A 22,378-nucleotide genomic window follows, 5' to 3' on the forward strand; every position below is an offset into this window, starting at 1 on the left:
CCGCGTCGTCGCAGGAGCGGGGAAGGTCAATCGGCGGCAGCGCCGCCCTCGCGGCGCCAGCGCATCCACTGCGCCAGCTCGCGAGATGCCGGGGCGTCCAGTGCCGACAGCGCGTCGATCACGCTGGACTGGTTGGCCTCGGGGTGGTTCTGGCTGAGCTTGAGTTTGATCTGCACCTGCGCCGGGCGGAAGCGGAAACCGACGATGCCGCCGAGCATGCGCTGTTGGCGCGGCTCGATCGGCAGCAGCTCCCAGTCGCCACCGACCTGTGCTTCATAGTGCGCGCTCAGGCCGTCCAGCATGGCGATCAGTGCCTCGTCATCGGTGACCGGTTCCAGCACGCCGCGCAGTTCCGCGGCGGCGTAGTTCCAGGTCGGTACGCGCGCCTGCGCAGCCTTATCGGGATACCAGCCTGGCGATACGTAGGCGTGCGGGCCCTGCACCAGCATCAATGCAGGGCCGGCGTGTCCCGCCTGCGGGTTGGGCTTGGCCCAGTGGCCTTCGATCAGGATGCCGTCGGCATCGCGCCGGTACAGCACCGGCATCCGCGTGGCCTGCGGCAGGCCGTCAGCGCCGCTCGTGACGAGGGTGACGAACGCATCGCGCGCCAGCAGCCGGTCCAGCCAGATCAGATCGGTCTCGACGAAGGCGGACGGGATGAACATCGGCGGTTACGCGCGGGCGCCCAGGCTCTGGATCATGCGGCCGTGCAGGGCGTCATCGCTGTCGGCCTGTGGCGGCTGCACTTCATGCAGCGAGAAGCCGCGCACCAGGGCGTCTTCTTCATCCAGACCATCGTAGGCGACGAACTCGGCGTCGAACAGCTGCGAGCGCGCGGTGTCTTCGCTGTCATAGCTCAGCGTGTTGCCGTCGCTGTCCAGCACCTCGGCGGTGCCGGCCGGGCGCACGCGCAGGCGGGCCCAGATCAGGGTGTTGCCGAGGCTGGCCAGGAACCACTCGTCGTGGTGGGAAGTGTCGTCGTTCATGTGATTACCATCGAAAGCAGCCAGAGCAGGGCAGCCATGCCCAGTCCAGCAAGAAGCGTAAGCAGGGAGAGCCAGGCCGGCGCGGCCAGGCCGGTCAGCGAGCGGTCGGTGCTCTGGCGATAGTCGCGGCCGAGCAGCCAGCGCAGCGCATCCGGGCGCAGAAACGCGCCCGTGCCGAAACGATCCGCCAGCGCCGGGTGGCGGTCGCGGATGTGGACCAGGGTCAGCGGCCAGAAGATCACGAAGGCACTGAACCCGGCGATCGCCACGCCGACGAAACACAGCGCGAAGAACAGGGTCATGGTTCAGTGCCTCCGTAGGTCGATCAGAATTCGGCGCTGCCCGGTGCGCGCGGGTAGGGGATCGCGTCGCGGATGTTGCTCAGCCCGCAGACGTAGACCACCAGGCGCTCGAAGCCCAGGCCGAAGCCGGCGTGCGGCACCGAACCGTAGCGGCGGAAATCGCGGTACCAGCCGTAATGCGCCGGATCCAGGCCGAACTGCGCCATGCGCGCGTCCAGCACATCCAGGCGCTCTTCGCGCTGGCTGCCGCCGATGATCTCGCCGATGCCCGGGGCCAGCACGTCCATCGCCGCGACGGTCTTGCCGTCATCGTTCAGGCGCATGTAGAACGCCTTGATGTGCTCGGGGTAGTTGGTCACCACCACCGGGCGGCCGATGTGCTCTTCGGTCAGCCAGCGCTCGTGCTCGGTCTGCAGGTCCAGGCCCCATTCGACCGGGAAGTCGAACTTCCGGCCGGAGTTCTGCAGCAGCTTCACCGCTTCGGTGTAGTCGATCTGCTCGAACGGTGCGTTGATGAAACCTTCCAGCTTGGTGATCGCGTTCTTGTCCACGCGCTCGGCCAGGAAGGCCAGGTCGTCGCCACGCTCATCGAGCACCGCGCGGAACAGGTACTTCAGGAACTGCTCGGCCAGGCGTGCGTCTTCGGCCAGATCGGCGAAGGCGATTTCCGGCTCGATCATCCAGAACTCCGCCAGATGACGGGTGGTGTTGGAGTTCTCGGCACGGAAGGTCGGGCCGAAGGTGTAGACCTTGCTCAGCGCCAGGCAGTAGGCCTCGACGTTCAGCTGGCCGGACACGGTCAGGAAGGTTTCCTTGCCGAAGAAGTCGCGGCTGAAATCCACCTCGCCCTTTTCGTTGCGCGGCAGGTTGGCCATGTCCAGGGTCGAGACCCGGAACATCTGGCCGGCACCTTCGGCATCGGACGTGGTCACGATCGGGGTGCTGATCCAGTTGAAGCCGTTCTGGTGGAAGAAGCGGTGCACGGCCTGGGCCAGGCAGTTGCGGATGCGGGTGACCGCACCGAACAGGTTCGTGCGGGGGCGCAGGTGCGCCACTTCCCGCAGGAATTCCGGGCTCATCGGCTTGGGCTGGATCGGGTAGGTAAGCGGGTCTTCGACCAGGCCCACGATCTCGATGTCGCTGGCCTGGATCTCGAAGGACTGGCCCTTGCCCTGGGATTTGACCAGGGTGCCGCGGGCGATCACCGAGCAGCCCGGGGTCAGGCTCTTGATGTCGTCGAAGTTGGCCAGGGTGTCATTGGCCACCACCTGGATGGGGGCGAAGCAGGAGCCATCGGTGACATTGACGAAGGCAAGCGCCGCAGAGCCGCGCACCGTGCGGACCCATCCGCGTACTGTTGCCTCGCCGCCTTCCGGGATCTTCCCGGCAAGCGCATGTTCAACGCTGACCACCGTCATGACTTGAATCCTCTGTTGATCGACTCGATCTCTGAACACGGAGTTTAACGGGTGCGGTGTTCGGCTTGCGAGGCATTTCTCGCGTCCCCCGGGGCTGCGCGCCGTGTGAACCGCAGCTGCGGCCGCCGAGGCCGGGCCGCGCCATACCCTCTATAATGATCACGATCCGCTGGAGTTGCCCGTCATGGCCGTAAGCCTTACCCCTGTTGCCTTTGCCCGTGTGCAGAAGTTCGTCGAACAGACCCCCGGTGCGCTGGGCCTGCGTTTCGGCGTGACCCGCACCGGCTGTTCCGGCTGGGGGCACATCACCGATCTGGCCCGCGATGAGCGCGAAGGCGACACCGTTTTCGAGCAGGATGGGGTCCGCATCTATGTGGATGCCACCAGCCTGGCGCTGGTGGACGGCACCGAGATCGACTTCGGCAAGCACGGGCTGAGCGAGACCTTCACGTTCAGGAACCCGAACGCGACCGCCGAATGCGGCTGCGGCGAGAGCTTCACGACCGAGGCCGACAAGGCCTGATCGCCCGCGCGCCGGGCCTGTTCTGCCCGCCCGGCTTGCCTGCAACCCCTTCTGCTGCCACAATGCGCGGCTTCCTGCCTGATTCCGGGCAGGACCCTTGCCCCACCGCGTTCACCTGCGGGGGGCTGTCCGGCCCTCAAAGGGCCACATCCGAAAGGTAAAAACACATGAGTCGTCATTACGAAGTCGTGTTCCTGGTCCATCCGGACCAGAGCGAACAGGTCCCGGCCATGATCGAGCGCTACAAGGCGCTGGTCGAGAACGGCAACGGCACCATCCACCGTCTGGAAGATTGGGGCCGTCGTCAGCTGGCTTACCCGATCCAGAACCTGGTGAAGGCCCACTACGTCATGCTCAACATCGAGTGCGACCAGGCCGTGCTGAGCGAGCTGGTGGAAAGCTTCCGCTTCAACGACGCCGTGCTGCGCAACCTCGTCATCAAGCGTGACGAAGCTGACACCGAGCAGTCGCTGATCATGAAGAGCAAGGACGAGAAGGGTGACAAGCCCGAGCGTGGCGAGCGTCGTCGTCGTGATGACGAAGAAGGTGAAACCACCCCCGCCGCCGCTGACACCGATGCCGGCGATGACGCCGCTTCGGCCGCTTAAGGAGCACTGACATGTCCAAGTTCTTCCGTCGTCGCAAGTTCTGCAAGTTCACGGCCGAAGGTGTCAAGGAGATCGATTACAAGGATCTCAACACCCTGCGCCAGTACCTCACCGAGAACGGCAAGATCGTGCCGAGCCGCGTGACCGGTACCAAGTCGAAGTACCAGCGCCAGCTGGCAACGGCCGTCAAGCGCGCCCGTTTCCTGGCCCTGATTCCGTACACCGACAACCACGACGTCTGATGAAGGCAGGCGGCCTTCCGGCCGCCGCTTTCGCGGATCCTGCCGCCCGCGCTGTAAAGCGTCGGGCGGTTTCAGGATTCGCCGTTCGGATATTCGGACAGCCATCCGCTGCGGGGCCTGAGCCTCGCTAACGAATACATATTTGGAGCTACACCATGAAGCTGATTCTTCTTCAGAAGGTCACCAACCTCGGCGGTCTGGGCGATCTGGTCGACGTGAAGCCGGGCTACGGCCGCAACTTCCTCGTCCCGACCGGCAAGGCCGTTCCGGCCACCGCGACCAACGTGGCGGAGTTCGAAGCCAAGCGCGCTGATTACGAAGCCAAGGCCCAGTCGATCCACGCTGACGCCGAAGCCCGCAAGGCGAAGCTGGAAGGCAAGAGCGTCACGATCGCTGCGAACGCTTCGACCGAAGGCAAGCTGTACGGTTCGGTTGGCCCGCGCGATATCGCCGAAGCCTTCACCGCTGCCGGCCTGCCGCTGGAAAAGAGCGAAGTGATCCTGGGCGAAGGCGCCTTCCGCAACGTGGGCGAGTACGAGGTGACTGTTCACCTGCACGCCGACGTGGAAACCACCGTCAAGGTGGTTGTGGAAGCCGAAAAGGCCTGATCCCTGCCGAAAGGCGGGAGTCACTGAAACGGGCGCCCGCGAGGGTGCCCGTTTTTGTTTGTGGCAACGGCAACGGCAACGGCAGCGGCAGCGGCAACGGCTTGGCGCCTTGATGACATCGGTGGGAGGGCGCCGGGTAGCCTGGGCCGGGACCCGCCGTAAACCCGTCCATGGGGGCTCGAAATGCGCCATCCATGGCGCATTACGGTCCCGGCCCAGGCTACCCGGCACCCTCCAGCCAAATGTCCGGTCCGGGCGGTTGGAAGAGCTGGCGTCCGCCGGCTGGGGCGGGCGGTACCCAAGCCGGCATGCTCCGGGTCCAGGCCCAGGTAGATCCACGACATGCGTGGATGTTCTTGCTTCCCCGTCCCCCAGCCACGCATGGCGTGGCTCTCCCGCGCCGTCCCGCCACGCACCAACCTGAAATGCCGGTTCTGCTCTGGCTCTGCCTACCGCTACACGGCCACGGCCAACACCAGCCACGCAGCCCGCCGAACACCCGCCCCGTTATACTCAGGCTATCGCGTCGCCCCCGGGGCCATTGAAACCCTGCAACATCAATGGCTTGAAGGGTAAATCCGCTCCGTAATCCACCATGGTGGGGGTCGCTTCAGGCCTTCGCCCGGAAAACCATCACGCCATGCGTCTGTCCACGATCAAGCTGTCCGGATTCAAATCCTTCGTCGATCCGACCACGCTGCACCTGCCGACCAACATGACCGGCGTGGTGGGCCCCAATGGCTGTGGCAAATCCAACATCATCGACGCCGTGCGCTGGGTCATGGGCGAAAGCTCCGCCAGCCGCCTGCGCGGCGACTCGCTGACCGACGTCATCTTCTCCGGCTCCTCCGCCCGTAAGCCCGTCTCGCAGGCCGCCGTCGAACTGATTTTCGACAATACCGACCACACCATCACCGGTGAGTACGCCTCGTTCAACGAGATCTCGGTCAAGCGCACCGTCAGCCGCGACGGCAGCAGCAACTACTACCTCAACGGCACCAAGTGCCGCCGCCGCGACATCACCGATCTGTTCCTCGGCACCGGCCTGGGGCCGCGCAGCTATTCGATCATCGAGCAGGGCATGATCAGCAAGATCATCGAGGCCCGGCCCGAAGATCTGCGTGTGTATCTGGAAGAAGCCGCCGGCATCTCCAAGTACAAGGAGCGCCGCAAGGAAACCGAAACCCGCATCCGGCACACCCGCGAAAACCTGGATCGCCTGGGCGACCTGCGCGAGGAAATCGGCAAGCAGCTCGAGCACCTCAAGCGCCAGGCGCGCCAGGCCGAGCAGTACCAGGCGTTGCAGGAAGAGCGCAAGGTCAAGGATGCCGAGTGGAAGGCGCTGGAGTACCGCGGCCTGGATGGGCGCCTGGGCGGGCTGCGCGAAGCGTTGTCGCGCGAGGAAACGCGCCTGCAGCAGTTGATCGCCGAACAGCGCGACGCCGAAGCGCGCATTGAAACCAGCCGGCTGCGCCGAGAAGAAGCCTCCGATGCGCTCAACACCGCGCAGGCCGAGGTGTACCAGGTCGGCAGCACCCTGGCGCGCCTGGAGCAGCAGATCCAGCATCAGCGCGAGATGTCGCAGCGACTGAACAAGGCGCGCGATGAAGCCCAGCAGGCGCTGGCCGATCTGGGCCAGCACATCAGTGGCGATGAGGCCAAGCTGATGGTGCTGCGCGAGGCGGTCGATGACGCCGAGCCGCGCCTGGAGCAGCTGCAGGAAGAGAACGAAATCAAACAGGAAGCCCTGCGCGATGCCGAGGCGCGCCTGGCCGATTGGCAGCAGCGCTGGGAAAGCCACACCCGCAGCACCTCCGAGGCCTCGCGTGCCGGGGAAGTCGAGCGCACCCGCGTGGACTATCTGGACCGCCAGGTGCTGGAAGCCGACCGTCGCCGCGAGTCGCTGCAGGCCGAACGTGCCGGGCTGGATCTGGACGCATTGGCCGAGGTGTTCGAGGAGCTGCACATCCAGCACGAGACCCAGAAGGCCTCGCTGGACACGCTCAACGAGCAGGTCGAAGAACGCAAACACGCCGTGGCCGGGTTGCAGGATCGCCAGCGCACCGGGCAGACCGAGCTGGCTGAGATCCGCAAGCAGGCCCAGGCCGCACGCGGCCGTTTGTCTTCGCTGGAAACCCTGCAGCAGGCCGCGCTGGGCCAGGAGCAGGGCGCGGCGGTGGCATGGCTGAAGGCGCGGGGGCTGGACTCCGGCGCGCGCGTCGGTGAGCGCCTGACCGTGGAGAGTGGCTGGGAAAACGCCGTGGAAAGCGCGCTCGGTCAGCTGATCGAAGGTGTGCTGGTCGATGCACCGGAAACGCTGGTGGATGCGCTGGGCGAACTCGGCGAAGGCCGCATCGCGCTGGTCTCGGCCGAGCAGGACGCGCTGGACGTCGCGCCGACCTCGTTGGCCGCGAAGGTACAGGGCCCCACCGCGATCCGTCGCCTGCTTGCGCGCCTGCATGCCGCCGAGGATCTCGAGGCCGCGCGTGCACTGCAGGCGACGCTGGGTGAGGGCGATTCGGTCATTACCCGCGGTGGCGAGCGCCTGGGTGAAGGTTGGGTGCGCGTGTCGCGCTCCGGCGCGGCCAAGCAGGGCGCGCTGCTGCGTGAACGCGAGATCGTCACCCTGCGCGAGCAGATTGAAACGTTGCAGGACCGCGAAGCGGCCCTGGAACAGCAGTTGTCCGGTTTCCGTGACCAGTTGCTGGCCGGTGAGCAGCAGCGCGAAGACGCGCAGCGCCAGTTGTATCTGGCGCATCGCAGCGTGTCCGAACTTGGTGGGCAGTTGCAGAGCCAGCAGGGCAAGGTGGAAGCCGCCCGAACCCGCATCGATCGTATCGAAGGCGAACTGGTGCAGCTGCTGGAAACGCTGGATGCCGGCCGTGAGCAGGTGCGTGAAGCACGCGCGCGCCTGGACGATGCGGTCACCAGCATGGGGGATCTGGAATCGGTCCGCGCGGCGCTGGAAGGCGAGCGCCGCCAGCTCACCGATGCGCGCGACCAGGCGCGTGACCAGGCCCGCAACGTACGCGAAGCGGCGCACTCGCTGGCACTGACCCTGGAATCACAGCGGGCGCAGATCGCCTCGCTGAGCCAGGCACTGGAGCGCATGAGTACGCAGCGCGGGCAGCTGGATACGCGCCTGGGCGAACTGCATTCGCAGCTCGACGAAGGCGATTCGCCGGTCAAGACGCTCGAAGCCGAACACCAGAACGCATTGGGTGAGCGCGTGCGTGCCGACCGGGTGCTGGGCGAGGCGCGCACGCTGCTGGATGGCATCGATGCCGAGCTGCGCACGTTTGAACAGACCCGCCATCAGCGCGACGAACAGGCGCTTGCCCAACGCGAGCGAATTTCCCAGCGCAAGCTCGACCAGCAGGCGCTGGTGCTCAGCGCCGACCAGCTGTCGGCCTCGGTGGAGAAGGCCGGCTTCGTGCTGCAGGATGTGATCAACGGCCTGCCCGAGGATGCACGCATCACCGACTGGGAGCAGACGGTCCATCAGATCGACGGCCGCATGCGCCGCCTGGAGCCGGTGAACCTGGCCGCCATCCAGGAATACGGCGAGGCCTCGCAGCGTTCGGAGTATCTGGACGCGCAGAACACAGACCTCACCACCGCGCTGGAAACCCTGGAAGACGCGATCCGCAAGATCGACCGCGAGACCCGCGGCCGCTTCAAGGACACCTTCGACCGGGTCAACGCCGGCGTGCAGCAGCTCTATCCGCGTCTGTTCGGGGGTGGTCACGCCTATCTGGAATTGACAGGTGAAGACCTGCTCGACACCGGTGTTGCGATCATGGCGCGGCCGCCGGGCAAGCGGGTGTCGAGCATCTCGCTGCTGTCCGGTGGCGAGAAGGCGATGACCGCGGTGGCGTTGGTGTTTGCGATCTTCCAGCTCAACCCGGCGCCGTTCTGCCTGCTGGACGAGGTGGACGCGCCACTGGACGAAGCCAACGTCGGCCGCCTGGCCAACATGGTCAAGGAAATGAGCGAGAAGGTTCAGTTCCTGTTTGTGAGCCACAACAAGGCCACGATGGAGGCTGCGCACCAGCTTTCCGGCGTGACCATGCGCGAACCGGGCGTCAGCCGACTGGTCAGTGTCGACCTGGAGGAAGCCGCACGATTGGCGGGCGCGGCGTGACGTGCCATCCTTAAGTACCTGAATGATTTAGCCGGAGAACCTCCCGAATGTCCGACATGGCACTGCTCCGCATCGGCATCCTGGCCGCCGGCCTGCTGTTGATCGCTGCGATCTTCCTGTTTGGCCGTCCGAAAAAGAAAATGCAAGGCCGCCGCGTCGAGGGTGCCGAAGGCGCCAACGGCCAGCGCCGCGAGCCCGTGCTGGGCGAGGGCGAGAGCCCGGCCGACGGCGCCGCGCCCGTGGTGGGCGAAGACGGCGTGACCCAGCCCGAACTCGGCCTGCCCGAGGTGGATGCCGGTGCGGCCAGTGACCTTGGCAAGCGCACCACCCAGGATTTCGACAAGATCGTCTCGCTGTTCGTGGCCGCCCGTGCTGGTGAGCAGCTGCGTGGCGAAGACATCGTCGTCGCTGCGGAAAAGACCGGCCTGGTGTTCGGCCACATGAATGTCTTCCACCGTCTGGTCGAAGGCCATCCTGAGCGCGGCCCGATCTTCTCGATGGCCAGCATCATGAAGCCGGGCAGTTTCGACATGGCCAACATCCGCGAGATGGAAACGCCGGCGATCGCCTTCTTCCTGACCCTGCCGGCGCCGCTGACCGCGCTGGACGCCTGGGAAAAGATGCTGCCGACCGTGCAGCGCATGGGCGAACTGCTCGACGGCGTGGTGCTCGATGACAGCCGCAACGCCCTGGGCCGCCAGCGCATCGCGCACATCCGCGACGAGCTGCGCGCCTACGACCGCCAGCACCAGGCCCCGCCGCTCACCAAAGCGCCGCGCTGGTGATCAAGGAGAGCCGACCAACGGTCGGCTCTCCATTTACCCGTTGCGGCTGACCACCGCCTCGAACGCCTCGCGGAACCGCGCCATCTCGGCCTCGGTGCCGACCGTTACCCGCACCCGCTGCGGCCAGATCGGCCAGCTGCGGCCGATGACCACGCCGCGCTTGGCCATCGCTGCGGAAAACGCTGCGCCGTCACGCTGCACATCGACCACGAAACAGTTCGCTTCGGAAGGCATGCAGGTAAAACCGCGCTTGCCCAGCCAGCCGATGGTCTCCTGCCGCACCAGGGCATTCTCCGCGTTGCGCTGCGCGATCAACCCGGGATCGCGCAGGCTCGCCAGCCCGGCGGCCACCGCCGTGACCGGCAACGGGTTGTCGCCCAGGCTGGCCAGTTCCTTCAGCCGATCCGGATGCGCAGCCGCCACGCCCAGGCGCAGTCCGGCCATCCCGTAGAGCTTGGAGAAGGTGCGCAGCACGATCACGTCATCGCGCTGCATCACCTGGGCGATCACCGAGCGTTGTTCGCTGTACTGCAGGTAGGCCTCATCGACCAGCACCCGGGTCTGCGCAGGCGTGTTGGCCAGCAGCCAGGCGATGTCGGCCGTCGGGGTGATCGAGCCGGTGGGATTGTTGGGGTTGCACAGGTACAGCAGGCCGGCATTGACCGTCGCGGCAGCCGCCGCCATCGCACGCACGTCGTGTGCCCCGTCGGCGCGCAGCGGCACCTTGACCACCGTGGCCCCACGCGCAGCGGCAAGATCGCCCAGCGCCTCGAAGGTGGGATCGGCGACCACCAGCCCCGCACCAGGCGAGGTCCAGAGCACTGCCGCCCGGTTCAGTGGCTCGCTGGAGCCCGGATACAGCCGCACGTGATCCTTGCCGATGCCTTCCTGCTGGGCGAACAGATCGCGCAGCTCGCCCGCCAGAGCAAACAGATACCGCCCGCTGCCGGCGACGATGTCACGTGCCGCGGCCTGCGCGGCAGGCGATGGCCCATAGGGGCACTCGTTGAAGTTCAGCAGCACCGGTCCCGCACTGGCGGGGAGCGCGCGCGACGGCGTGGCCGACGCAGGCAGTACGCCCAGGCCGGACAACGCCAGGCCGGTACCGGCCAGTTGCAGAAACGAGCGACGGGAAGCGGCAAGGGCAGGGCTCACGGTGCACCGGCAAAGAGGGGTTCGACGCAACCTAGCGCCACTGCGAATCGGCGGCAAGCATTCTTCACTGCGCGCAGGAGCGGGGGGAGGGGTAAAATTGAATGCCCCGCCAGGATCGCCTTCCGCATGACCCCCAGCCCCGCCGCACGTGCCGACGTCCTGCGCCGCCAGATCGAGGATGCCGGCAAGGCATACCACGAGCGCGACGAGCAGCTGATTCCCGACGTCGAGTACGACCGGCTGGTGCGCGAGCTGGAAGCGATCGAGCAGGCGCACCCCGAGCTCATCACCGCAGACTCGCCCACCCGGCAGGTGGGTGGCAAAGCCTCTTCGCGCTTCGCCGAGGTTCGCCATGCGGTGCCGATGCTGTCGCTGGGCAACGCCTTCAGCGATGAGGAAGTCCAGGATTTCGTGCGCCGCATCGGCGAGCGCCTGCGCCGGCGCACGCTTTACTTCTCCGCCGAACCCAAGCTCGACGGCCTGGCGATCAGCCTGCGCTACGAGAATGGCCGCTTCGTCCAAGGCGCAACCCGGGGTGATGGCGCCACCGGTGAGGATGTCAGTGCCAACCTGCGCCAGATCAGCGTGATCCCGCAGGCGCTCACAGGCGAAGGCTGGCCCGAGGTGTTGGAAGTACGCGGCGAGGTCTACATGGCCCGCGCTGATTTCGAGGCCTACAACGCCGATGCCCGGCTGCATGACGGCAAGGTGCTGGCCAATCCACGCAATGCCGCGGCCGGCTCGCTGCGCCAGCTGGATCCGAAGATGAGCGCCAGGCGCAAGCTCAGTTTCTACGCCTATGGCATCGGCCAGGTCGACGGCGGTGAACTGCCGCCCACCCATTCGGCCACGCTGGCCCAGCTGCGTGCATGGGGCTTCCCGGTCAGCGACCTGTGCCAGGTGGTGGAAGGTGCGGACGGGCTGCTCGCCTATTACCGTGACATTGGCGAGCGCCGCGATGGCCTGGCCTTCGATATCGACGGTGTGGTCTACAAGCTCGATGACCGTGCCGGCCAGGAACAGATGGGCTTCGTCGCGCGTGCTCCGCGCTGGGCGATCGCACACAAGTTCCCGGCACAGGAGCAGACCACCACGGTGGAGGCGATCGAGATCCAGATCGGCCGGACCGGCGCGGCGACCCCGGTGGCGCGGCTGGCACCGGTGGCCGTGGCCGGCGTGATCGTGTCCAACGCGACGCTGCACAACGCCGATCAGATCGCGCGTCTGGATGTACGTGTCGGCGATACGGTGATCGTGCGCCGCGCCGGCGATGTGATCCCGGAAGTGGTCAGCGTCATCGCCGATCGCCGCCCCGCCGGTACCACGCCGTGGCAGATGCCCTCGCAGTGCCCCGTATGCGGTTCGGAGATCGTCCGCGAAGAGGGCGAGGCCGCCTGGCGCTGCTCGGGTGAGTTGAGCTGCCCGGCGCAGCGCAAGGAAGCCATCGCGCACTTCGCCTCGCGCCGTGCGATGGATATCGACGGGTTGGGCGGGAAGTACATCGAGACGCTGGTCGATGCCGGCATCGTGCGCGGCGTGGCGGATCTGTACCGCCTGCAGCGCGATCAACTGCTGCAGCTCAAGCTGGTGCTGGATGCCGAGTCGCCCGAGGCGCTGGCCAGCCAGATCGGCCTGCATCTGCCGCCGGAAGGCAGCGGTGACTATCTGCGCGGTCTGCTCAAGCTGGATGGCAGCGATGCGGGATGGCGCGCACAGGCGCTGGCGATGCCGACCACGTTCACCTGGAACACGAAAAAGATCGCCACCAAGTGGGCCGACAACCTGATCGCCGCCATCGACGCCAGCCGCACCACCACGCTGGAGCGCTTGTTGTTCGCGCTGGGCATCGAGCACGTAGGCGAAAGCACCGCCAAGGCCCTGGCCACCTGGTTCGGCGATCTGCAGCTGATCCGCCACCTGCCGTGGCCGCTGTTCAAGCGCGTGCCCGATATTGGCGGCGAAGTCGCGCGCTCGCTCGGCCACTTCTTCGAGCAGGCCGGCAACCAGGAGGCGATCGATGCCTTGCTGCAGGTCGGTCAGGTACGCATCAGCGATGTGCACCCGCCGATCGCCAAGCTGCGCGAGGGTCTGGATTTCGCGCAGTTGCTGGTCGAGGCGGAGATTCCGGGCATCACCCGCCTGCGCGCCGAGAAGCTGGTCGCCATGCTGCCGGACGCTGCCGCGGTGCTGGATGCCGAGGCGGTGCGCTTTGTGGCCGCTGGCCTGCCCAACGAGGTGGCCATGGGCCTGGCCGACTGGCTGGACAGCGAGGGCCATGGGCCGATGCTGCTCAAGGCCGAGGATTACCGCCAGAAACTGCTGGCGCTGGCGCCGGAACAGGCCGAGCAGGCAGCAGGTCCGCTGGAGGGCCAGACCGCTGTGCTGACCGGGACGTTGTCGCAGATGAATCGCGATGACGCCAAGGCGCGCCTGGAAGCACTGGGTGCCAAGGTGGCCGGCAGTGTGTCCAAGAAGACCTCGTTCGTGGTGGCGGGTGCCGAGGCCGGGTCCAAGCTGACCAAGGCACAGGAACTGGGCGTGCCGGTCTGGGATGAAGACCAGCTGGTCGCTTTCCTCGCGAAGTATTGAACAAGAGAGATCGCATGCAGACCATTCCCCTTGATTTCCGTCTGGCCACCGTGGCTGACACCGCGTTGTTGATCGGGCTGATGCGCGATTTCTACGCCGAGGACAAACTCGATTTCGACGACACCCGCGTGCGCACTGCCTTGGCCGCACTGCTGGAAGATCCGCGCAATGGCGAAGTGTTGTTGTGGCTGGACGAGGCGGGCACGGTGGTGGGCTACGGTGCCCTGGCGATGGGCTTCAGCCTCGAGCAGGGCGGTCACTTCGCGCTGCTGGACGAGCTCTACCTGGCCCATGCCGCGCGCGGCCGCGGGCGCGGCAAGCAGGCGCTGGCGATTCTGGAGCAGCGTGCCAATGCGCGGGGCGTGGAACGCATGCGCCTGGAAGTGAACCACCACAACGAACTGGCGCGCCGGTTGTACCTGGCCACCGGCTATGTGGATGACACCCGCGATCTGCTGACGCTGCCGTTGGCCCAGCGCCTGAAGGACGCGCGCGCATGATCGCCGCGCTGCGCCAGCGAGCCGTGCTCAACGCGCTGATCCGCAGCTTCTTCGCCGCGCGCGATGTCCTGGAGGTGGAAACGCCGATCCTCTCCGCCGCCGGCAATACCGAGCCGAACATCGACAGCTTCCACACCCGTTTCAGTGGGCACGTGGATGCAGGCACGCCGCAGCGATGGCTGCGCACCTCGCCGGAGTTTCCCCTCAAACGGCTGCTCGCCGCCGGGGTGGGGGACTGTTACGAACTCGGCCGCGTGTTCCGTAATGGCGAGGCCGGTGGCCGCCACAACCCCGAGTTCACCATGCTGGAGTGGTACCGGGTCGGCTGGGATCACCGCCGCTTGATGGGCGAGACCGCCGAGCTGGTGCGCGCCGCGCTGCAGCTGGTCCAGCGCGAGGCCACGTTGGAGGTCATCGATTACCGCGGTCTCTACCAGCGGCATATCGGGCTGGACCCGTTCCAGGCCAGCCTGGAACAGCTGCAGGCGCCGCTGGCCGAGATCCGCATCGATGCCGATGGGCTCACCCGCGACGACTGGCTCGATCTGCTGATGACCCACTGCATCCAGCCGCACTTCCGTGACGACACGATGACGGTGGTGCACGACTGGCCGGCCACCCAGGCGGCACTGGCGAGGATCCGCCCCGGCACGCCCGCGTTGGCCGAGCGTTTCGAGCTCTACTTGGGCAATGTGGAGCTGGCCAACGGCTATCACGAGCTGAACGATGCGGCTGAACAACGCGCTCGCTTCGAGCGCGACCATGCGATACGCACCGCACGTGGCGATGTGCTGCCCCCGGTGGATGAACACCTGCTCGCGGCCTTGCCGGAACTGCCCGATTGCGCGGGTGTCGCGGTCGGTGTGGACCGCTTGTTGATGGCGATGAACCGCACCGGCCGGATCGCCGATGTACTGGCCCTGGATTTCGCCCACGCTTGAGGCGTTTTGACGCATTCGCGTCTTGCGCGGCCTGCATGATGATGCTCTGATCACACCGGATGTCCGAAGGTGGTCAGGTGATCGTTCAGGCGTGGCAGGGATCGAGTTGATGAAGCTGTTGGTAGGCGCGGGCATGCCCTTGTGGCCGGTGTTGCTGTGGACTGCGCTGATGCCGGAGACGGCCCTCGCGCAGGCGGGCGGCTACGCCGGCGAAGTGGTGCGCTGCGAATCGCGCGATATGGGATGGGTGCACTGCGATATTCCCACCGAGCGCGGCGTGGATCTGATCCGCCAGCTCTCCGACAACAGTTGTGTGCGTGGCTCGGAGTGGGGCACCGATCGCTCCGGCGTCTGGGTCACGCTGGGCTGCCGCGCCGAGTTCCGCGCACGCACGGCCATGGCGGCGACCCGCAGCGATGGAGAGCGTCGCACGCGCCGCGTCGTGCGCTGCGAATCCAATGGCCGCCCGCAGAGTTGTCCGGTGGTGTTGCAGGGTGCGCCGGTGCGTCTGCTTCGCCAGCTCACCTCGCTGCCCTGCCGCGAAGGCCACAGCTGGGGCTACCGCCGCAACGAGATCTGGGTGACCCGCGGTTGCCAGGGCGAGTTCGAGGTCGGTGCCGCCGATGGCAGCGGCTTCCTCAACGTGCCGCGCATTCTCGTCTGCGAATCCAAATCCCGTCAGCGCCGCTTCTGTGGTGCCGGGATCACCCACGGTGCCACGCTCAACAAGCAGCTCTCCGGCACGCCCTGCGAGCAGGGCAGCAGCTGGGGCTGGGACAGCCGCGGGGTGTGGGTGGACAAGGGCTGCCGCGCCGAGTTCGCGGTCAACTGAGCACGCGATTCCGCCCGCATCGGCGCGCCGCTACAATGGCCCGATGAACGCATCCACCGACATCGACTACGCCCGTTACGACCATATCCGCCCGATCCTGTGGACCGGCGATACCCTGCAACTGCTCGACCAGCGCAAGCTGCCGTTCGTGGTGGAGCACGTGGAATGCCGCGACAGTGACGCCGTGGCCGAGGCCATTCACGCGCTCACCGTACGCGGCGCGCCGGCCATCGGCATTGCCGCCGCCTGGGGCGTGGTGCTGGCGGCCAACGAGGTCCAGGCCGATGATGGCGCCCAGGCGCTGCTGAAGCTGGAACCGGCCCTCCAGCGCCTCAATGCCTCCCGCCCGACCGCCGTGAATCTGGCCTGGGCGCTGGCCCGGATGCGCCGCGCGCTGGGCCCGGCCGGTGCCGACTGGCGTGAGCTGCTGGCCGCCGAGGCCCAGGCGATCGCCGAGGAGGACCTGGCCGCCAACCGTCACATGGGCGCGCTGGGCGCTGGCTTGATCGAGGCGGGCAGCGGCGTGCTGACCCATTGCAACACCGGCTCGCTGGCCACCGCCGGGTTCGGCACCGCGCTGGGCGTGATCCGCGCCGGCATGGCCCAGCACCGCATCGCCAAGGTCTTCGCCGGGGAAACCCGGCCGTGGCTGCAGGGCGCGCGCCTGACCGTCTGGGAGCTGCAGCAGGATGGCATCGATGCCACCCTGATCGCCGATTCGGCGGCCTCGCACCTGATGAAGACCGGCGCGGTGCAGTGGGTGATCGTTGGCGCCGACCGCATCTGCGCCAACGGCGACACCGCCAACAAGATCGGCACCTACCAGCTGGCCATCGCCGCCCGCCACCACGGCGTGAAGTTCATGGTGGTGGCGCCGTCCTCCACGGTGGATATGGACACCGCCGACGGCGAGCAGATCGAGATCGAGCAGCGTGACCCGGGCGAGCTGTACGGCGTGGGCGGCACCCGCACCGTGGCCGAGGGCATCGCCGCCTGGAACCCGGTGTTCGATGTCACCCCGGGCAGCCTGATCGATGCCATCGTGACCGAGCGTGGGGTGATCCTGAACCCGACCACGGCGAACATGCAGGCCGCGTTCGGGGGGTAATGGGCGGGCGTGGGTCGGCAGGGCTCCGGCCCGGGCGCCCGTCGGCCGGCAACGCTCCCGTAAGTTCCTGATTCTTGCCGGTAAAACCCCCGTAAAAGCGGGCGGGAAATGGCCTGCTGTGGTAGAATCCAACGGTTAATCGAGATTCCGGCGCAACCGCCCCGAAAGGGCGGTCGTGACGGACTGGACCGCTACCAGACAACGGAACCCGAATGGCAGAAACCGCCAAGGAAATCATCCAGGTCAACCTGGAAGACGAGATGCGCAAGAGTTACCTCGATTACGCGATGAGCGTGATCGTGGGGCGCGCACTCCCGGATGCGCGCGATGGCCTCAAGCCGGTGCATCGCCGCGTGCTGTTCGCGATGAGTGAACTCAACGCGCACGCCAACAAGCCTTACTTCAAGTCGGCGCGTATCGTCGGTGACGTCATCGGTAAGTACCACCCGCATGGCGATCAGTCGGTGTACGACACGCTGGTGCGTCTGGCGCAGCCGTTCTCGCTGCGTTACATGCTGGTCGATGGCCAGGGTAACTTCGGTTCGGTCGACGGCGACTCCGCCGCCGCGATGCGATACACCGAAGCCCGCATGTCCAAGCTCACCCATGAGCTGATGGCGGACATCGAGAAGGAAACGGTCGATTTCCAGCCCAACTACGACGAGAAGGAACTGGAACCGACGGTCATGCCGACCCGGTTCCCGAACCTGCTGGTCAATGGTTCGGCCGGTATCGCGGTGGGCATGGCGACCAACATCCCGCCGCACAACCTGACCGAATCGATCAACGCCTGCATCGCGCTGATCGACAATCCCGAGATCGACGTCGATGGCCTGATGGAGTTCATCCCGGGCCCGGACTTCCCGACCGCAGGCATCATCAACGGCACCGCCGGCATCGTTGCCGGGTACCGGACCGGTCGTGGCCGTGTGCGCATCCGCGCCAAGGCCGAGGTCGAAGTGGCCGACAACGGCCGCGAATCGATCATCGTGACCGAGATCCCGTACCAGGTGAACAAGGCCCGGTTGATCGAGAAGATCGCCGAGCTGGTCAAGGAAAAGAAGCTCGAAGGCATCAGCGAACTGCGCGATGAGTCCGACAAGGACGGCATGCGCATCTTCATCGAGATCAAGCGTGGCGAGTCGGCGGAAGTTGTGTTGAACAACCTCTACCAGCAGACCCAGATGGAGTCGGTGTTCGGCATCAACATGGTGGCGCTGGTCGATGGCCGCCCGCAGTTGATGAACCTCAAGCAGATGCTCGAGGCCTTCGTGCGCCACCGCCGCGAAGTGGTCACCCGCCGCACCGTGTTCGAGCTGCGCAAGGCGCGTGCGCGTGCGCACGTGCTGGAAGGCCTGACCGTCGCGCTGGCCAACATCGACGAGATGATCGAACTGATCAAGACCTCGCCGAACCCCACCGAAGCGCGCGAACGCATGCTCGCCCGCCTGTGGGAGCCGGGCCTGGTCGGCTCGATGCTGGGCGCCGCCGGTGCCGAAGCGTCGCGTCCGGATGATCTTCCCAAGGGTGTGGGCCTGCTCGAGGGCGGCTACCAGCTGACCGAGATCCAGGCGACCCAGATCCTGGAAATGCGCCTGCACCGCCTGACCGGGCTGGAGCAGGACCGCCTGACCGACGAGTACAAGCAGCTGCTGGAAGTGATCGCCGGGTTGATCGAAATCCTGGAAGATCCCGACCGTCTGCTGCAGGTCATCCGCGAAGAGCTGATCAACGTGCGTACCGAGTTCGGTGATGAACGCCGCACCGAAATCCGCCACAGCGAAGAAGACCTGGACATCCTCGACCTGATCGCCCCGGAAGACGTGGTGGTCACCCTGTCGCACGCCGGCTATGCCAAGCGCCAGCCGGTCAGTGCCTATCGGGCCCAGCGCCGCGGTGGCCGTGGCCGCAGCGCGGCGTCGACCAAGGAAGAGGATTTCATCGAACAGCTGTGGCTGGTCAACACGCACGATACGTTGCTGACCTTCACCAGCGCAGGCAAGGTGTTCTGGCTGCCGGTGCATCAGCTGCCGGAAGCCGGTTCCAACGCCCGTGGCCGCCCGATCATCAACTGGATTCCGCTGGAAGCCGGTGAGCGGGTGCAGGCCGTGCTGCCGGTGCGTGAGTATGCCGAAGGCCAGTTCGTGTTCTTCGCTACCCGCAACGGTACCGTCAAGAAGACCCCGCTCAGCGAGTTCGCGTTCCGTCTGGCACGCGGCAAGATCGCGATCAACCTCGATGAGGGGGACGCGCTGGTCGGCGTCGGCCTGACCGACGGTGAGCGCGACATCCTGCTGTTCGCCTCCAACGGCAAGACCGTGCGCTTCGGTGAGGACAAGGTCCGCTCGATGGGCCGTACCGCTACCGGCGTGCGCGGCATCAAGATGCCCAAGGGCGAGGAAGTGGTCAGTCTGATCGTGGCCGAGAGTGCGGGCGGCAGTGAAGACGAGAACGAGGATGAGAGCCAGGTCGACGAGACCGTGATCGACAGCGGTGATGCCGTGATCGAGAACGGGGCTGACGACGACAATGCGCTGTACATCCTGACCGCGACCGAGAACGGCTACGGCAAGCGCACCCCGCTGCCGGATTACCCGCGCAAGGGCCGTGGCACCCAAGGCGTGATCGGCATCCAGACCACCGAGCGCAACGGCAAGCTGGTGCGTGCGGTGCTGATGGGGCCGCGCGACGAAGTGCTGCTGATTTCCGATGGTGGCACCCTGGTGCGGACCCGTGGTTCGGAAATCTCGCGCGTCGGCCGCAACACCCAGGGCGTGACCCTGATCCGTCTGTCCAAGGAAGAGAAGCTCCAGGCCGTTGAACGCATGGACGCTTCGCTGGACGAGGGTGTGGAAGAAGAGGCACCGGCAGCCGTCGAGGCCAGCCCGGTGGTGGCACCGCCGGAGGCGTAAGCCTGCCAGTGGGAGTCACACGGAGAACGCCGGCTTACGCCGGCGTTTTTCGTTGGAGGGCAGGGACTTGCCGGGTTTCATCGTCGGCTGTGCCGACGTTGGCGACCGCTGCAAAGAACGCGCAACGTTCACGACCCCGGTGGGATAAGAGCCGCGGGGCCGGCAGCAACGTCGGCGATCTTCGCGCTTCAGGAGAAACCGATGTCCACCACGACGCAGACCCGCCACCGCCGCCATTGGCTGGTGGCTGTGCTGGCAATTGTCATTCTGTTGCTGGGCGTTGTATTCACCGCGGGGGGCGCCTGGCTCGCCAGCCTCGGTGGTTCCTGGTACTACGTGCTGGCCGGTGTCGGCCTGTTGATCTCCGGCGTACAGCTGTGGCGGGGCCGTTATAGCGGCGCACTGTGGTTCGCGCTGGTGTTCGTCGGCACGTTGCTGTGGACGTGGTGGGAGTCGGGCAGCAATTACTGGCGCTGGGTGCCGCGCCTGGGCCTGATCGTGGCCATCGGCTTCGTGCTGTCGCTGCTGTTGCCCACGCTGGATCGTCCGGTTTCGCGCAAGGTCTCGCGTGGCATCGCCGGCGTGCTCGCGCTGGTGTTCGTCGCCGCCTTCACCCTGGCCTTCGTGCCGCACGGCGTCACGGCCGCGCAGGGCGCGTTTCCCGAACCGATGACCAGCACCGGCCTGACTCCGACCGCCGATGCGCCCCTGCAGCCGGCCGACCGTCCGGTCGATGGCGACTGGGCCGCCTATGGCCGCAACAATGCCGCCACGCGCTTCTCGCCCCTGCAGCAGATCACCCCGGACAACGTCGGCAAGCTTGAACAGGCCTGGTTGTTCCGCACCGGGGATCTGCCGGAGAAGCGCTGGGGCGCGGAAACGACGCCGCTGAAAGTCGGCGACAGCCTGTACCTGTGCACCGCGCGCAACCAGCTGGTCGCGCTCAACGCCGCCGATGGCACCGAGCGCTGGCGCTATGACCCCAAGGTCAAGGACAAGTCCATTCCCTACACCGCGGCCTGCCGTGGCGTCTCCTACTACGAAGTGCCGGCTACCGCGCAGGACACCGCGCTGAACGATGTCGCCGCCGATCTTGCCGTCCCCAGTGGCGTGCCGGTGCTGACCCAGGTGCCGCGCGGCGCCTGCGCCGCCCGCATCATCGAAGGCACCCTGGATGGTCGATTGATCGCAGTCGATGCCGCGACCGGCAAGCCGTGCACGGGCTTCGGCAACAACGGCCAGGTCGACATCACCGTCGGCATGGGCGACAGCCCCGCCGGCTATGTCTCCATCACCTCACCGCCGGCGATCGTGCAGGGCGTGATCGTGACTGGCCACCAGGTGCTGGATGGCCAGCGCCGCGACGCGCCGTCCGGCGTGATCCAGGCCTACGATGCCGTCACCGGCAAGTTGCGCTGGGCCTGGGACATGGTCCGCCCGGAGCGCAACGGCGCACCGCCGCCGGGTGAGACCTATACCCGCGGCACCCCCAACATGTGGACCACCGCGACCGGCGACGACGCACTCGGCCTGGTCTACCTGCCGATGGGCAACTCGGCCGGCGATTACTGGAGTGGTTCGCGCACCGAAAACGAAAACAGGTACGCCACCTCGCTGGTGGCGATCGACGTCAACACCGGCAAGCCGGCCTGGCACTTCCAGGCGGTGCGCAAGGATGTCTGGGATTACGACATGGGCTCGCAGGCGACCCTGATCGACTACCCGACCGCCGCCGGCAAGGTCCCGGCGCTGCTGCTGCCCACCAAGCAGGGCGATATGTACATCCTCGACCGCCGCACCGGCAAGCTGCTGACCCCGGCCGAAGAGCGCAAGGTGCCCACCGGTGGCGTCGAGCCGGAACAGCGTTCGCCGACCCAGCTGTTCTCGCTGTATCACACGCTGCGCAAGCCGGACCTCACCGAGCGCGACATGTGGGGCATGACCCCGATCGATCAGCTGGTGTGCCGCATCCAGTTCCGTGAAGCCAGCTACGAAGGCTTCTATACCCCGCCGACCGTGGACCGTCATTCCATCGAATATCCCGGCTACAACGGTGGCTCGGACTGGGGCAGCGTTGCCGTGGATCCGCGCCGCGGCGTGATCGTGGCCAACTACAACGACATGCCCAACTACAACCGGCTGGTGCCGCGCGAAAAGGCGGACAAGCTGGGCTGGCTGCCGCGCGAGGACGTCAAAGCGGACAAGGGCGGCGCGGAAGGCGCGGGGGATCCGCAGGTGGGCACGCCGTATGCCATCGACGTCAACGCCGGCTGGCGCCTGCCGTTCACCAAGCTGCTGTGCAAGCAGCCGCCGTACGGCGGCATCCGCGCCGTCGACCTGCGCACCGGCAAGACGCTGTGGGACCGCCCGTTCGGCAGTGCGCGCGGCAATGGGCCCTTCGGCATCCGCTCCGGCCTGCCGATCGAAATCGGTACGCCGAACAATGGGGGCTCGGTAGTGACGGCCAGTGGACTGATCTTCATTGCGGCGGCAACCGATGATCTGCTGCGCGCGATCGATCTGAAGACCGGCAAGGAACTGTGGCATGCCAAGCTTCCCGCGGGCGGCCAGGCCAACCCGATGATCTATGAATTTGCTGGGCGCCAGTACGTGGTCATCATGGCCGGCGGCCACCACTTCATGGAAACCCCGGCAGGCGATTACGTGATCGCCTACGCGCTGCCGAAGGGGTGAGGGGCAGGGCCGCGGTTCGCGCGGCCCGCAA

General features: G+C 66.6%; 18 protein-coding genes. 13 read left to right on the forward strand and 5 right to left on the reverse strand.

Annotated elements, in window-relative coordinates; all coding sequences use genetic code 11:
- Nucleotides 1-26: 26 nt before the first annotated feature.
- The 4 genes from ABE571_RS06520 to asnS are packed head-to-tail and all read right to left on the reverse strand — an operon-like array spanning nucleotide 27 to nucleotide 2,706.
- Nucleotides 27-665 (reverse strand): FMN-binding negative transcriptional regulator, encoded by a 639-nt coding sequence (locus ABE571_RS06520; protein ID WP_346493399.1) that lies wholly within the window; start codon nucleotides 663-665, stop codon nucleotides 27-29.
- 6 nt (nucleotides 666-671) lie between these two features.
- On the reverse strand, nucleotides 672-986 hold the full coding sequence (locus ABE571_RS06525) for a hypothetical protein (RefSeq protein WP_046273331.1): 315 nt from the start codon (nucleotides 984-986) through the stop codon (nucleotides 672-674).
- Nucleotides 983-1,288, reverse strand: a complete 306-nt coding sequence (locus ABE571_RS06530) for a hypothetical protein (RefSeq protein WP_102787980.1) — start codon at nucleotides 1,286-1,288, stop codon at nucleotides 983-985. Before ABE571_RS06530 ends, ABE571_RS06525 begins: the two co-directional genes overlap by 4 nt.
- Before the next feature lie 23 nt (nucleotides 1,289-1,311).
- Nucleotides 1,312-2,706, reverse strand: coding sequence for an asparagine--tRNA ligase (gene asnS, locus ABE571_RS06535; RefSeq protein ID WP_313210690.1), 1,395 nt, complete (start codon nucleotides 2,704-2,706; stop codon nucleotides 1,312-1,314).
- 184 nt (nucleotides 2,707-2,890) lie between these two features.
- On the opposite strand from asnS, the gene ABE571_RS06540 reads away from it, so the two are divergent.
- The 6 genes from ABE571_RS06540 to zipA all read left to right on the forward strand — a co-directional run bounded on the left by ABE571_RS06540 (nucleotide 2,891) and on the right by zipA (nucleotide 9,616).
- A complete protein-coding gene (locus tag ABE571_RS06540; RefSeq protein WP_313210692.1) occupies nucleotides 2,891-3,229 on the forward strand; it encodes an iron-sulfur cluster assembly accessory protein in 339 nt (112 codons plus the stop codon).
- Between the two features lie 167 nt (nucleotides 3,230-3,396).
- Nucleotides 3,397-3,837, forward strand: a complete 441-nt coding sequence (gene rpsF / locus ABE571_RS06545) for a 30S ribosomal protein S6 (protein ID WP_088434172.1) — start codon at nucleotides 3,397-3,399, stop codon at nucleotides 3,835-3,837.
- A gap of 11 nt (nucleotides 3,838-3,848) precedes the next feature.
- A complete protein-coding gene (gene rpsR / locus ABE571_RS06550; protein ID WP_002804494.1) occupies nucleotides 3,849-4,079 on the forward strand; it encodes a 30S ribosomal protein S18 in 231 nt (76 codons plus the stop codon).
- Between the two features lie 155 nt (nucleotides 4,080-4,234).
- Nucleotides 4,235-4,687 carry a 50S ribosomal protein L9 gene (rplI, locus tag ABE571_RS06555; RefSeq protein ID WP_123729653.1) on the forward strand — a complete coding sequence of 151 codons (453 nt, stop codon included), beginning with the start codon at nucleotides 4,235-4,237 and terminating at the stop codon, nucleotides 4,685-4,687.
- Nucleotides 4,688-5,327: 640 nt separating this feature from the next.
- Nucleotides 5,328-8,831 (forward strand): chromosome segregation protein SMC, encoded by a 3,504-nt coding sequence (gene smc, locus ABE571_RS06560; RefSeq protein WP_313210695.1) that lies wholly within the window; start codon nucleotides 5,328-5,330, stop codon nucleotides 8,829-8,831.
- 47 nt (nucleotides 8,832-8,878) lie between these two features.
- Nucleotides 8,879-9,616, forward strand: a complete 738-nt coding sequence (gene zipA / locus ABE571_RS06565; RefSeq protein WP_346493400.1) for a cell division protein ZipA — start codon at nucleotides 8,879-8,881, stop codon at nucleotides 9,614-9,616.
- Nucleotides 9,617-9,649: 33 nt separating this feature from the next.
- On the opposite strand, the gene ABE571_RS06570 is transcribed toward zipA, so the two are convergent.
- Complete coding sequence (locus tag ABE571_RS06570; RefSeq protein WP_313210699.1) at nucleotides 9,650-10,771, reverse strand: pyridoxal phosphate-dependent aminotransferase; 1,122 nt, start codon at nucleotides 10,769-10,771, stop codon at nucleotides 9,650-9,652.
- Between the two features lie 126 nt (nucleotides 10,772-10,897).
- On the opposite strand from ABE571_RS06570, the gene ligA reads away from it, so the two are divergent.
- The 7 genes from ligA (at nucleotide 10,898) to ABE571_RS06605 (ending at nucleotide 22,347) form a co-directional block, all read left to right on the forward strand.
- On the forward strand, nucleotides 10,898-13,360 hold the full coding sequence (gene ligA / locus ABE571_RS06575) for an NAD-dependent DNA ligase LigA (RefSeq protein WP_346493401.1): 2,463 nt from the start codon (nucleotides 10,898-10,900) through the stop codon (nucleotides 13,358-13,360).
- 14 nt (nucleotides 13,361-13,374) lie between these two features.
- A complete protein-coding gene (locus tag ABE571_RS06580; RefSeq protein WP_313210703.1) occupies nucleotides 13,375-13,860 on the forward strand; it encodes a GNAT family N-acetyltransferase in 486 nt (161 codons plus the stop codon).
- Nucleotides 13,857-14,801 (forward strand): EF-P lysine aminoacylase EpmA, encoded by a 945-nt coding sequence (epmA, locus tag ABE571_RS06585; RefSeq protein WP_346462667.1) that lies wholly within the window; start codon nucleotides 13,857-13,859, stop codon nucleotides 14,799-14,801. Before ABE571_RS06580 ends, epmA begins: the two co-directional genes overlap by 4 nt.
- A gap of 109 nt (nucleotides 14,802-14,910) precedes the next feature.
- Nucleotides 14,911-15,633, forward strand: coding sequence for a DUF3011 domain-containing protein (locus ABE571_RS06590; protein WP_346493402.1), 723 nt, complete (start codon nucleotides 14,911-14,913; stop codon nucleotides 15,631-15,633).
- Nucleotides 15,634-15,676: 43 nt separating this feature from the next.
- The gene (gene mtnA / locus ABE571_RS06595) at nucleotides 15,677-16,741 is read left to right on the forward strand and encodes an S-methyl-5-thioribose-1-phosphate isomerase (RefSeq protein WP_313210709.1); all 1,065 of its coding nucleotides are present in this window, start codon (nucleotides 15,677-15,679) and stop codon (nucleotides 16,739-16,741) included.
- A gap of 212 nt (nucleotides 16,742-16,953) precedes the next feature.
- Nucleotides 16,954-19,653, forward strand: coding sequence for a DNA gyrase subunit A (gene gyrA, locus ABE571_RS06600; protein ID WP_313210711.1), 2,700 nt, complete (start codon nucleotides 16,954-16,956; stop codon nucleotides 19,651-19,653).
- Nucleotides 19,654-19,854: 201 nt separating this feature from the next.
- Nucleotides 19,855-22,347, forward strand: a complete 2,493-nt coding sequence (locus ABE571_RS06605) for a membrane-bound PQQ-dependent dehydrogenase, glucose/quinate/shikimate family (protein WP_346493403.1) — start codon at nucleotides 19,855-19,857, stop codon at nucleotides 22,345-22,347.
- The last annotated feature ends 31 nt before the right edge of the window (nucleotides 22,348-22,378 follow it).

Origin of the sequence: Stenotrophomonas sp. TWI273 (assembly GCF_039674765.1) — a bacterium.
Classification (GTDB): domain Bacteria; phylum Pseudomonadota; class Gammaproteobacteria; order Xanthomonadales; family Xanthomonadaceae; genus Stenotrophomonas.

Excerpts from the sequence above, each read along its gene's own strand:
- ABE571_RS06520 (WP_346493399.1), bottom strand. The coding sequence starts at position 665 with ATGTTCATCCCGTCCGCCTTCGTCGAGACCGATCTGATCTGGCTGGAC.
- ABE571_RS06525 (WP_046273331.1), bottom strand. The coding sequence starts at position 986 with ATGAACGACGACACTTCCCACCACGACGAGTGGTTCCTGGCCAGCCTC.
- ABE571_RS06530 (WP_102787980.1), bottom strand. The coding sequence starts at position 1,288 with ATGACCCTGTTCTTCGCGCTGTGTTTCGTCGGCGTGGCGATCGCCGGG.
- asnS (WP_313210690.1), bottom strand. The coding sequence starts at position 2,706 with ATGACGGTGGTCAGCGTTGAACATGCGCTTGCCGGGAAGATCCCGGAA.
- ABE571_RS06540 (WP_313210692.1), top strand. The coding sequence starts at position 2,891 with ATGGCCGTAAGCCTTACCCCTGTTGCCTTTGCCCGTGTGCAGAAGTTC.
- rpsF (WP_088434172.1), top strand. The coding sequence starts at position 3,397 with ATGAGTCGTCATTACGAAGTCGTGTTCCTGGTCCATCCGGACCAGAGC.
- rpsR (WP_002804494.1), top strand. The coding sequence starts at position 3,849 with ATGTCCAAGTTCTTCCGTCGTCGCAAGTTCTGCAAGTTCACGGCCGAA.
- rplI (WP_123729653.1), top strand. The coding sequence starts at position 4,235 with ATGAAGCTGATTCTTCTTCAGAAGGTCACCAACCTCGGCGGTCTGGGC.
- smc (WP_313210695.1), top strand. The coding sequence starts at position 5,328 with ATGCGTCTGTCCACGATCAAGCTGTCCGGATTCAAATCCTTCGTCGAT.
- zipA (WP_346493400.1), top strand. The coding sequence starts at position 8,879 with ATGTCCGACATGGCACTGCTCCGCATCGGCATCCTGGCCGCCGGCCTG.
- ligA (WP_346493401.1), top strand. The coding sequence starts at position 10,898 with ATGACCCCCAGCCCCGCCGCACGTGCCGACGTCCTGCGCCGCCAGATC.
- ABE571_RS06580 (WP_313210703.1), top strand. The coding sequence starts at position 13,375 with ATGCAGACCATTCCCCTTGATTTCCGTCTGGCCACCGTGGCTGACACC.
- epmA (WP_346462667.1), top strand. The coding sequence starts at position 13,857 with ATGATCGCCGCGCTGCGCCAGCGAGCCGTGCTCAACGCGCTGATCCGC.
- ABE571_RS06590 (WP_346493402.1), top strand. The coding sequence starts at position 14,911 with ATGAAGCTGTTGGTAGGCGCGGGCATGCCCTTGTGGCCGGTGTTGCTG.
- mtnA (WP_313210709.1), top strand. The coding sequence starts at position 15,677 with ATGAACGCATCCACCGACATCGACTACGCCCGTTACGACCATATCCGC.
- gyrA (WP_313210711.1), top strand. The coding sequence starts at position 16,954 with ATGGCAGAAACCGCCAAGGAAATCATCCAGGTCAACCTGGAAGACGAG.
- ABE571_RS06605 (WP_346493403.1), top strand. The coding sequence starts at position 19,855 with ATGTCCACCACGACGCAGACCCGCCACCGCCGCCATTGGCTGGTGGCT.